At 59.9% G+C, this 11464-nt stretch carries 7 protein-coding genes and 2 pseudogenes; 4 read left to right on the plus strand and 5 right to left on the minus strand.

Features of this window, described 5'->3' with window-relative positions:
- Positions 1-47 precede the first annotated feature (47 nt).
- From selO to PSH79_RS28105, 5 genes and pseudogenes are all read right to left on the minus strand, one after another.
- The gene (gene selO / locus PSH79_RS02240; protein ID WP_305441040.1) at positions 48-1511 is read right to left on the minus strand and encodes a protein adenylyltransferase SelO; all 1464 of its coding nucleotides are present in this window, start codon (positions 1509-1511) and stop codon (positions 48-50) included.
- Positions 1512-1559: 48 nt separating this feature from the next.
- Entirely contained in the window at positions 1560-4913 is a 3354-nt protein-coding gene (mscK, locus tag PSH79_RS02245) for a mechanosensitive channel MscK (protein WP_305441041.1), read from the minus strand.
- Positions 4914-4947: 34 nt separating this feature from the next.
- Positions 4948-6690, minus strand: a complete 1743-nt coding sequence (locus tag PSH79_RS02250; protein WP_305441042.1) for a potassium/proton antiporter — start codon at positions 6688-6690, stop codon at positions 4948-4950.
- Positions 6691-6890: 200 nt separating this feature from the next.
- Positions 6891-7763, minus strand: coding sequence for a methyl-accepting chemotaxis protein (locus PSH79_RS28100; protein WP_370872647.1), 873 nt, complete (start codon positions 7761-7763; stop codon positions 6891-6893).
- A 30-nt stretch (positions 7764-7793) separates the two neighbouring features.
- Positions 7794-8621, minus strand: a pseudogene (locus PSH79_RS28105) (MCP four helix bundle domain-containing protein); the annotation flags it as partial.
- Positions 8622-8792: 171 nt separating this feature from the next.
- Between PSH79_RS28105 and PSH79_RS02260 the strand changes: the two are divergent.
- The 4 genes and pseudogenes from PSH79_RS02260 (at position 8793) to PSH79_RS28115 (ending at position 11359) form a co-directional block, all read left to right on the plus strand.
- Positions 8793-9023 (plus strand): hypothetical protein, encoded by a 231-nt coding sequence (locus tag PSH79_RS02260; RefSeq protein WP_305441045.1) that lies wholly within the window; start codon positions 8793-8795, stop codon positions 9021-9023.
- Complete coding sequence (locus tag PSH79_RS02265) at positions 9020-9322, plus strand: cell division protein ZapA (protein WP_016987569.1); 303 nt, start codon at positions 9020-9022, stop codon at positions 9320-9322. The genes PSH79_RS02260 and PSH79_RS02265 overlap by 4 nt, the downstream gene beginning before the upstream one ends.
- 144 nt (positions 9323-9466) lie before the next feature.
- Positions 9467-10444, plus strand: a pseudogene (locus tag PSH79_RS28110) (cache domain-containing protein); the annotation flags it as partial.
- A 207-nt stretch (positions 10445-10651) separates the two neighbouring features.
- A complete protein-coding gene (locus PSH79_RS28115; RefSeq protein ID WP_370872648.1) occupies positions 10652-11359 on the plus strand; it encodes a methyl-accepting chemotaxis protein in 708 nt (235 codons plus the stop codon).
- Positions 11360-11464 lie beyond the last annotated feature (105 nt).

Here is an 11464-nt window from a genome sequence, read left to right on the forward strand (position 1 = left end):
CTTATCTGGAGACGTACAAATCGCTTATCAAGATGGAGTCCAGCGCTTTAAGAAGAACAACTGATCTCCAAATGCTTGCCCCACTCCGGCGGACGCTCTGCATAGCTCTCCATCCCCGGCTGTTCCTCAAACGGCTTGCTCAGCACCGCATGCAGCCGGCGCACCTCTGAGTAATCCCCTTGCTCAGCCGCATCGATGGCTTTTTGCGCCAGGTAATTACGCAGGATGTACAGCGGATTGACCGCGTGCATCCGCGCGCGGCGCTGTTCCTGATCGAGCGCGCCATCGCGGGCAACCCGGGCGACGTAACGTTCGCCCCAAGCATCGAAGCCTTTGATATCGACGAAGTCGTCACGCAATTGAGCGACGGCCAGTTCTGCGGATTGATCACCGAGCCGGCGGAAGAACAACGTGTAATCAACACCGCTGCTCTGCATCAGTTGCAGCAGGTTCTCCAGCAGTAATTGATCATCATCTTCAGCCGTGGTGAAGCCGAAGCGGCGGCGCATCAGGTCGAGGTAGTGCGCCTGAAAAAGTGGCAAGTACAAGCCGAGGGTTTCACGCAGGGCCTCAACGCTGATAAACGGCGTCAAGGCTTGAGCCAATGCACTTAGGTTCCACTGGCCGACCGGTACCTGATTGCTGAACGAGTAGCGGCCCTGATCATCGGAGTGGTTGCAGATGAAGTTGGCGTCGAAGTCGTCGAGGAAGGCGAACGGGCCGAAGTCGAAAGTGATGCCGAGGATCGACATGTTGTCGGTGTTCATCACCCCGTGGCAGAAGCCGTAGGCCTGCCATTTGGCGATCAGTTCGGCGTTGCGTTCGACGATCTCGCGGAACATTGCCAGATACGGTTCCGGCTGCTCAAGGCATTCAGGAAAATGCATCGCCAGCACGTGTTCGCCGAGCTGCTTTTGCTGCTCGGGGCGCTTGGTGTAATAGAAATATTCGAAGTGGCCGAAGCGGATATGGCTCGGCGCCAGACGCAGCACCATCGCTGCGCGTTCCTGCTTTTCGCGCCAGACCGGGGTGTCGGAGCCGATCACACAGGCGGCGCGCGAAGACGGGATGTTCAGCGCATGCAGCGCTTCGGAAGCAAGGAACTCGCGGATCGACGAACGCAGCACCGCCCGCCCGTCGCCCATGCGCGAAAACGGCGTCTGCCCGGCGCCCTTGAGGTGCAAGTCCCAGTGTTCGCCGGCTTCGTTGTAGACCTCGCCCAACAGCAAGCCGCGACCATCGCCCAGTTGCGGGGTGTAGCCGCCGAACTGATGCCCTGAATAGACCATCGCCCGAGGCTCGGCATCGGCCCACAGTTTGTGGCCGCCGAACAGCTCGGCGAATTCCTGGGTTTCAGCCGTCGCCGGGTCAAGGTCGAGCAGGGCCATGGCCGCTGGACTCGACACCACCAGGCGCGGATTGTCGATCGGCTCGGGCAGCACGTGGGCGGAGAACGCGTCGCCCAGGCGGGCGAAGCGATTGTCGAAGGTCAGTTCGTCGAGGGCTTTCAAGGGCCGGCTCCAGCAGAATGTCCGAGCATTCTGCTGGGATTAGACCGGTTAGTCGAGTTTGGCCGGCGGCGGCTCTCGCAGCGGTTTCTGCTCGTCGGGCACCGCCACGATGGTTTTGGCTTCGGGTTCGATCGGCACCATCTTGTATTCCTGGCCGTGGAGGTTCTTCAGATAAACCTCCATCTGCCGGAACGAGATGTTGATGTGCTGCTTCTTGAACTCGCGATTGATGAATCGGTTGACCTCGTCCAGCACCGGGTTGCGGTCACCAAGGTCACGCACGTGCATGCGCAGTTCGTGGTCGAGGGTACTTTCGCCGAAGTTGAGGAAGTACACGTGCGGCTCGGGTTCTTTGAGCACGCGCGGGTTTTCCCGGGCAGCCTTGAGCAACAGTTCCTTGACCAGATCCAGATCGGAGCCGTAATCGACACCAAGCTTGAGCGTGACTCGGGTGATGGTATCCGTCAGCGACCAGTTGATCAGTTGCCCGGTGATGAACGTCTTGTTCGGGACAATGATGTCCTTGCGGTCGAAGTCGGTGATGGTCGTGGCGCGGATGCGGATCTTGCTTACCGTGCCTGACAGGTTGCCGATGGTGATGGTGTCGCCGATCCGTACCGGACGTTCGAACAGGATCATGATGCCGGAGATAAAGTTCGCAAAAATCTCCTGCATGCCGAAGCCGAGACCGACCGAGAGCGCCGCCACCAGCCATTGCAACTTGTCCCAGCTCACACCCAGGGTCGACAGGGTCGAGACAAAACCGACGCCGGCGATCACATACGACAGCAGCGTCGTGGTCGCGTAAGCACTGCCCTGCGCCAGATTGAGTTTCGACAGCACAAACACTTCGAGCAAGCCCGGCAAGTTGCGCGCCAGGGCGAAGGTGATGCCGATGATGATCAGCGCACCCAGCATGTCGCCAATGCTGATCGGCACCATGCTCATGTTGGCGCCGGTGCCGCTGGTGTATTCGTAGAGGGTGATGTTGTCGAGGTACGAGAACACTGAAATCAGGTCCGACCAGACCCAGTACAGCGCCGCGATAAAGCCGCCGAGCAGGGCCAGACGAATCAGGCGCAGAGACTGCTCGTTGACCTTTTCGATATCCAGGGTCGGCTCTTCGATCACCGCTTCGCCGTCGCCGGCCTCTTTCGCCGCTTGGCGTTTGGCCAAGGCGCGCTGATAGGCGAGACGTCGCGCCGCGACACTCAGACCACGGACGAAAGTTGCTTCGATCACCAACCAGAACATCAGCAAGTAGAGGGTATTGATCAAGCGGTCGCTGAGTTTCAGCGCGGTGTAGTAGTAGCCGAAGCACACCGCGACGAACAGGGCGATTGGCAGCAGGGTGAACATCACCCCGACAGCCTTGCGGAACAGCGAAGCGTTTTCGTGCGCCGGGCTGCTGATCAGCAAGCGACTGAGCAACCACGCCATCAACGCGTAGCAGGTCAGCACCACCGGCATGCCCAGCACATCGTCGGCGAGCGCCGCCGGTTGCAACTCGGCGACGGCCACCACGGCGACCAGCGCCATGACCACCAGCCCGAGTCGGCGTACCCAGCCTTGAAGGAATTCGACCTGGGGTTTTTCCCAGCGGAAATGCAGCTCAGCCACGCCACCCGGCGCAAGAATCCGGTAGGCGGTGTAGAACACCAGCCACGCCTGGCCCATTTGCAGCAGCGCCGCGCCCATGTTGGCGTTCTGGCCGCGGGCGTCGATCTGCAAGGCCAGACCGCACAGGCCCAGACCGAGCGCCACCGGCATCGCCAGCAGAATGTTGATCAGAATCGCCTGCGGCGTGTGCCACTGACTGTCGCGTTTGAAATGGCCGATGTCCTGGTGAACCTTGTTCAGCCGACCGTAGAGACTTTTGCGCCGCCACAGCAGTGCGCCGATCAGCAACGCCAATGGCAGGAACAGCAAGGGGCGCTGGGTCAGACCGTCGGTCAGTTCGCTCAGGCTGGATGCCCATGGCAGCGTGTCGACCTGACGTTTCAGTCGCTCCGGCACCGCACGCATCCACTCCAGGTCCAGCGGCTTGTTGCTGGGAATCCAGAACATTTGTTCATCAAGCGTCGCACGCAGGCTCTGGGCGGTGCTCAGCAGTTGCTTCTGGTTGAGTTGCAGAGTGATCGATTCGTTGAGCATCGCACTCAGTTCGCGGTTCAGACGCTCCAGCAGGTCGACGCGAGTGTTGGCCAGATCCAGCAGACTTTTGCGCAACTGCGGGGTGACTTGCTCTGGTGGCTGGGTGGCCAGCAGAGTGTCGACATAGGCCGCCGGATTGCTCAGCAGTTCACGCTGCTGGCTGACGTCAAACTGATACAGGCGAATGTCGGCGATTTGATCGGCCAGATCGCGGTCGACCTTGAGCCGTGGCAGAGCCTGTTTCTGCTTATAGAGAATCTTCGACAGCAACAGGCTGCCCTTGAGCACGTTGATCTGCTCATCCAGTGCCGAATCGCTTTGAGTCAACGTGTCGAGTTGCTGTTTGGTTTGCAGGTTCTGCTGAGTGACTTCGTTGAGGCGGTCGGTGCTCTTGAGCAGGTAGTCCGAGAGCTTGAGGTTGGCGGCGCTTTCGGTGGCAAGCAGGCTGCTGCTGCCGGCCTTTTGCGCTTCGATTGATTGCTGGGTAACGGTTTCCTGCGACTGCGCCAGACGCTTCTGGTTGATCAGGGTTTGCAGTTCCTGAATCTCGCGGTCGAGGCGGTCGGATTTCTCCGAGAGCAGGTCATGTTGGGCGTTGCCCAGATCCTGCAACTGGCTGTTGCCGGCCAGTTCCTGACGGCGCAGCGGGATCAGCGCATTCAGTGCCGCCAGTTCGGCGTTCAACTGGTCGCGCTGTTCGGCGCTGACAGTCTTGCCGGCGTCCTTGCCGGACTTGAGGATGTTGTTGATCTGCTGGATGCGCGTCTGGCTGGCGGAAATTTCTGCCTGGGCGCGTTCGGGGCGGGTCTGCGCAGTGATGATCAGGCTGTTGGCGTCGGCCAGGGCCTTTTGCAGATCACTTTGCTGGGTCGAGCGATCCGTGAGGATCTGCTCCAGCTGCGGGATCGACTCTTTGGGGAAACGCTGTGCCACCGGCACCACTGCAGTGGCCTTGAGGCGCGTCAGTTCGCGGGTACCCTCGATCGTCTGCTTCGGCGCCGTAGCCAATTGCTGCTTGAGGTCGATCAGCTTCTGCGCGTAATCACGCTGATTGTTCAACTGATTGAGCGTGCTCTGCAGGACGGATTGCAGGGACTTTTTATCGGCATCCGGCAGTTTGCTGTCGGCGAGCTTGTCCAGACTGGCCTGCACGGCGTCGCTGGACGGTGGTTCGGCGGCATAAAGCGGGCCGACAGTAAGACTCAGGCCCAGCAGGGCCGCGGCGAAAAAGGAGCGCAGGGTAGGCATAGAGACCGGTCAAGCAAGTGAGAGTGGACGCAGTTTAGAGGAAGAGCCCGGGGCCCGGGCGACTTCCTTCGGGGAATCTGACGCCCACTTTGCCAATCTTGTTCCCGTCCATGACCGCGACGGTCCAGTGGGTGTTGTTCCACTCCACCTGGTCACCGACGATAGGAGCACCCCCGACTTTCTGGGCAATGAAGGCGCCAAGAGTCATGTCCGGATCGATGCCCTCGGCGTGCAGGCCGTAAAGTGCTGCAACAGCTTTAAGCTGGGCGTCTCCTTCGAGCACGAAGTCACCGAAGAAGCGCAGATCGAGGCCGCGTTGCGGCGCCTGGCTGAACAGTTTTCCGAGGGCTGGCAAGTTGTGTTCGTGGCCGATAACACACAGCAAATCATCGACTTCCAGCACCGTACTACCCGACGGATGGAGCAGTTGCTGGCCACGAAACAGGGCGGCAATACGTGTTCCCTCAGGCATTTTCAGTTCACGCAGGGGCGAACCGATGCACCATTTCTCGGCGCCGAGCTTATAAACGAACAGTTCCCACTCGCTGGTGACGTGTACTTCCAGTGCCGATCGGGAAATCGGTGCGGGCTCGGGCGGTACCGTCACCTTCAGCAGTTTGGCCACCCACGGCAGGCTTGTGCCCTGCAACAGCAGCGACACCAGCACGATAAAGAATGCGAGGTTGAAGTACAGCTGCGCATTCGGCAGCCCGGCCATGAGGGGGAACACCGCGAGAATGATCGGTACCGCGCCGCGCAAGCCCACCCAGGAAATAAAGGCCTTTTCGCGGCCATGGAACGCCTTGAACGGCAGCAGGCCCACCACCACCGACAGCGGCCGCGCGAACAGAATCATCCACAGCGCCAGACCGAGGGCGGGCACGGCAATTGGCAGCAAATCATGCGGGGTAACCAGCAAGCCCAGCACGAGGAACATGCCGATCTGCGCCAGCCACGCCATGCCGTCGAGCATATGCAGAATGCCGTGGCGACTGCGCACCGGGCGGTTACCGATTACCAGGCCACACAGGTAAACCGCGAGGAAACCACTGCCATGCAAGGCGTTGGTCAGGGCGAATACCACCAGACCGCCGGCGATCATCAGAATCGGATACAGGCCAGCGGCGAGGTTGATCCGGTTGACCAGTTGCAGCATCAGCCAGCCGCCGCCCAGGCCGATCACGCCTCCGATTCCGAACTCGCGGATCAGGTGCGTCAGCAGGCTCCAGTGCAAACCGGTCTGGCCGCTGGCGAGCATATCGATCAGGGTCACGGTGAGAAACACCGCCATCGGATCGTTGCTGCCGGATTCGATTTCCAGGGTGGCGGTCACCCTTTCGTTCAGACCTTTGCCGCCGAGCAGCGAAAACACCGCCGCAGCGTCGGTCGAGCCTACGATGGCGCCGATCAGCAGGCCTTGAATCATGTTCAAATCGAACAGCCACGCAGCCGCCATGCCGGTCAGCCCCGTGGTGATCAACACCCCGACCGTGGCCAGCGACAGCGCCGGCCATAAGGCCACGCGAAAACTTGAAACCCGCGTGCGCAAGCCGCCGTCGAGGAGGATCACTGCCAGTGCGAGGTTGCCGACCAGATAGGCCGTGGGGTAGTTATCGAAAATGATGCCGCCGCCATCGACCCCGGCCGCCATGCCGACCGCGAGAATGATGACCAGAATCGGAATGCCGAGACGGGAAGAAAGAGAGCTGACAAGAATGCTTGCGCCTACCAGCAACGCGCCGATCAAGAACAGGCTGTTGATGGTCGTCGCATTCAAAGGCAGTACTCCAGAAGCGTAAAGACGGGCACAAACTGACCATGCAGTCTGCGTGCCAGCGATTCTAACCTGTTGAAATGTGGTGCTGTCAAAAAGGTTTTTGGCAGATCAAAAGATCGCAGCCTGCGGCAGCTCCTACAGGGTGTACATGAGTCCCGTGCAGGAGCTGCCGCAGGCTGCGATCTTTTTGCTTTTAAAGGTTAAAGGCTGAACCGCCCAACCATATTGTTCAGATCCAGCGCCAGACGCGACAGTTCGTTGCTCGCCGCACTGGTCTGATTCGCCCCGGTCGCCGATTGCACCGACAGATCACGGATGTTTACCAGATTGCGATCCACTTCCCGCGCCACTTGCGCCTGTTCTTCGGCGGCGCTGGCGATCACCAGGTTGCGCTCGTTGATCTCGACGATGGCGGTGTTGATGGTGTCCAGCGACATCCCTGCACCACGGGCAATGTTCAGGGTCGACTCGGCGCGCTCGGTGCTGTTACGCATCGAATCCACAGCGTGTTCGGTGCCGCTTTGAATGCTGCCGATCATCCGCTCGATTTCGCTGGTCGACTGCTGTGTACGGTGCGCCAGGGCACGAACTTCATCAGCCACCACCGCAAAACCACGACCGGCTTCACCGGCACGCGCCGCTTCAATCGCTGCGTTCAGTGCCAGCAGGTTGGTCTGGTCGGCCAGGCCGCGGATCACGTCCAGTACCTTGCCGATGTCGCGGGATTCGTTGGCCAGATCGCCAATAAGAGTCGCTGTGCTCTGCACGTCGGCGCTCATGCGTTCGATGGCGCTGACGGTTTCCTGCACCAGATCACGGCCGTCACCGGCAGAGGTGGTGGCGTTCTTCGAGGCTTCCGAGGTGCTGACCGCGTTGCGCGCAACTTCTTCCACGGCGCTGGTCATCTCGTTGACGGCGGTAGCGGCTTGTTCGATTTCGTTGTTCTGCTGAGTCAGGCCGCGAGCGCTTTCATCGGTGACACTGTTCAGCTCTTCAGCGGCCGAGGCCAACTGCGTAGCCGAACCGGAAATTCGCTGCAGGGTGTCGCGCAGCTTCGCTTGCATCTTGGCCATGGCTGCCAACAGACGCCCGGCTTCATCGGAGCCGTCAACATGGATTGGCTGGGTCAGGTTGCCTTCGGCGATGGTTTCCGCTGCCTCCAGTGCCTTGGCAATCGGCTTGGTGATGCTGGCCGTCAGCAGCCAGGCGAACAGCAGGGTCAGACCGCTGGCAATGATCAGCAGCGTGATCACCAGGTTGAATGACAGGGAATACTGGTCAGCCGCACCTTTGTCTGTTTCGGCAATTTGCTGCGTGTTGATCTCCAGCAAACGCGCCAACGCCGTATTCACTGCTTCCGAGTTGCTCAACAAGTCCGAGTTGAGCATCTGCCGCAGTTCATCGATCTGATTGTTGCGCGACAGGGTTTTCATCCGGTCTTCGAGTTGACGGTACTGGGCCAGCAACTGCACGTACTGATCGTAAGCCGCGCGCTCTTGCGGGCCGTCGATCAACGGTTCGTAAGCGCGCTGGGCGTCAGCAATCTGCTTGTTGCGCAACTCGAAGAGTTCAAAGGTTTTCTGCTGCACGTCCGGTTCACGGTTGATCAGCAACCGATACGACAACACCCGCAGGCGCAGGGTCAGTTGGGTGAAATCGTCGAGGGCCTTGATGGAAGGCACGCTGGCGGAGGCGATATCTTCGCCCGCTGCGCGGATTTTGCTCATCTGGTTCAAGGCGAACACGCCGAGAATCAGCATCAGGCCGCCGATCAGGGCAAAACCGGTGAACGCCCGGGGGGCGATATTCATATTGCGAAGGGACATGTGCGGATACCGAGGAGGGCCGCATCCGTGCGGGCTGAGACTGCTGTTGAGTGACTTATCGGTCGGGCGAATGAACTCTTTAGTCCATGTGCGTATTTGTCGCATCCAGCCTTGAGCGACGAAGTGCAGGAACCAGATCGGCAGATGACAGTCTTTTAAACTCGCGAGAACGTTCGCCCGCCAGGAAAATCAAGGCCTTGCGCCGGTTTAACCCTGGCATCCGTGGTGACTTTTCTTTATCGTACGCGCCCTTTGAAAAACGCTTGGAAGATCAAAATGTTGGAAGCATCCCTCAGCCAATTGGAACAGCTCGTCAGCGACCTGGTGCAACAGAACCAGAGCCTTGCGCAAACCAACCAGACCCTGGCTACGGAACTGGCCCAGGCCAAGGATGAAAACGAAAGCCTGCAATTGAACCTGATGGAACAGGAAGAAAAGCACGGCGCTACTGCCGCGCGCATTCAAGCCCTGGTTGATCGCGTCAACGCAGGTCCTGTCAGCGCATGAACCACCACACAGCAGGGGTAAAAGTCGTCTCCATTCTCGGGGAGGACTATTCGATCAAGGCACCGGCCGGGGAAGAACAGACCCTGCTGGACGCGGCAATGATGCTCAAGGCCGCGCTGGATGACACCAAACGCAAATACCCGACGCTGATCGGCGACCGCCTGTTGGTGCTGGCGGCGATGAATCTGTGCTCGCAGCAGATTGAAATGAAGAAGCAGCACCAGGAAGAACTCGACCGTTACCAAGAGCAAGTCAGCGCCACGGTCGACACCATCGCCAAGACCATCAATCAGGGTTGACGGGGTTGCGCACAACCAAAGAATAGATTGTCGATCTGGTTGTATACAATCGGCACGGCTGTTGCATTGCTTCCGCCACTTATTCTTTGGGGGTGCTCCATGCAGTTGTGGCGACGCAGTATTCAATGGCAGCTGATTCTCAGCATGGGCACCGCCCTGCTGGTCAGCATCCTGATCGTGGTTGGCATTTATACCCTGGTGGTCAACCGCCTCGCCCAGAGCTATCTGGTCGAACAAGCGCTGCCGTCGAGCATCGAAGCGACGCGCAACGACATCGAACGGATCCTCGTCCAACCGCTGACCGCCGCGAAAGATATCGCCAGCAACTCCATGGTGCGCGACTGGTTGGCAGCGGGTGAAGACAGCAGCAAAACGGCGGCCTTCGCGCAGTATCTGGAAGGCATCCGCGCCGAACACAAAGCATTTACGGCTTTGATCATCGGCACCGAATCCAATCACTACATCACCGAAAAAGGCCTGGATCGCACCCTCAGTCGGGCCAAGCCGGCCGATGCCTGGTTCTATTCCTTCCTCGACAGCAACCAGCCGCGCACCCTCAATATCGACAACGATGGCGCCACTGGAGAGTTGGCGCTGTTCATCGATTTGAAGGTCGAGCAGGCCGGCAAAGTGGTCGGTGTCGCTGGACTGGGGCTGAGCATGAAAGAGCTGTCGGAGCTGATCCACAACTTCAGCTTTGGCGAGCGCGGCAAGGTCTATCTCGTGCGTTCCGACGGTTTGATTCAGGTGCATCCTGAGGCGCAGTTCAGTGGCAAACGCACCTTGAGCGAGCAGATTGGCGCCGATGCGGCGCAGTCGGTCATGGGTCAGAATAATGCCGTGAGCAGCAGCTTCCAGCGCGAAGGCGAAGACTTCCTCGCTTTCAGTCTGCCGTTGCGTGATCTGGGCTGGACCCTGGTGGCCGAAGTGCCGCAATCGCAGATCTACGCCGAAGCCCGCAAGGCGATGTGGATGAGTGGCGGCATCGGTCTGGCGGTGGCGCTGGTATGCCTGGCGCTGGTGGTGTGGCTGGCTCAGGGGCTGGTGCGGCCGATTCGTCAGGTAACAGCGGCGCTGGTAGCAATCGGTAGCGGTGGGGGAGATTTGACCCATCGGTTAGATTCCAGTCGCGCGGATGAACTGGGCGACTTGGCTCGGGGCTTCAATCGCTTCCTCGACAGCCAGCGCGGCATGATCGGCGAAGTGCTGACCACCAGCGAGCGTCTGCGCACGGCCGTTAGCCAAGTGGCGAAAGTGGTGGAAAACACCGCCGAGCGTTCCGGCCGCCAACAGGAAATGACTGACATGGTCGCCACAGCCGTCCACGAAATGGGCCTGACCGTGCAGGAAATCGCCCAGAACGCCGGCAACGCTGCGCTCGCGTCGCAAACCGCTCGGGATGAAGCGTTGCAGGCGCGGGAAGTGGTCGGCGGTTCGATTCGACATATAGAAAGCATGTCCGATGAGATCGGTGTGGCGGCCGGTGCTGTGGGTGAACTGGCCACTCAAGTGGCGTCCATTGATTCGGTGTTGGCGGTGATTCGCGGGGTTTCCGAGCAGACCAACCTGCTGGCGCTCAATGCCGCGATTGAAGCTGCGCGGGCCGGGGACATGGGCCGAGGGTTCGCTGTCGTTGCAGACGAGGTTCGCACCTTGGCGCGCAGAACCCAGGCGTCCACCGACGAGATTCAGCAGATGATCGGCAGCCTCAAGCAAGGCGCGGAAAATGCTGTGTCGTCGATGCGTACCGGTCAGGCGGCAACCGGCACCGGGGTGGAATCGAGCCAGCGCACCGGGGCATCGTTGACGGCGATTACCGGGCAGGTCGAGCGCATCAGTGACATGAATCATCAGGTGGCGACGGCGACGGAAGAGCAGTCGGCCGTGACTGAAGAGATCAACCGTAACGTGCAGGGGATTTCCGATCTGGCCCGGGCGACGGCGGGAGAGGTTCGGGCGTGTCGTGAGGATTGTCAGATGTTGCAGCGACTGGCGGATGATCTGGCACGGCAGATGGGTGGGTTCAAGCTGTCCTGAGATTTGCAGCGACTCCATTGACGCCATCGCGAGCAGGCTCACTCCTACATTTGGTATGCGTACACCTGTAGGCGTGAGCCTGCTCGCAATTGGATTTCAGCCGCT

The organism is Pseudomonas sp. FP2196, assembly GCF_030687715.1.
Classification (GTDB): domain Bacteria; phylum Pseudomonadota; class Gammaproteobacteria; order Pseudomonadales; family Pseudomonadaceae; genus Aquipseudomonas.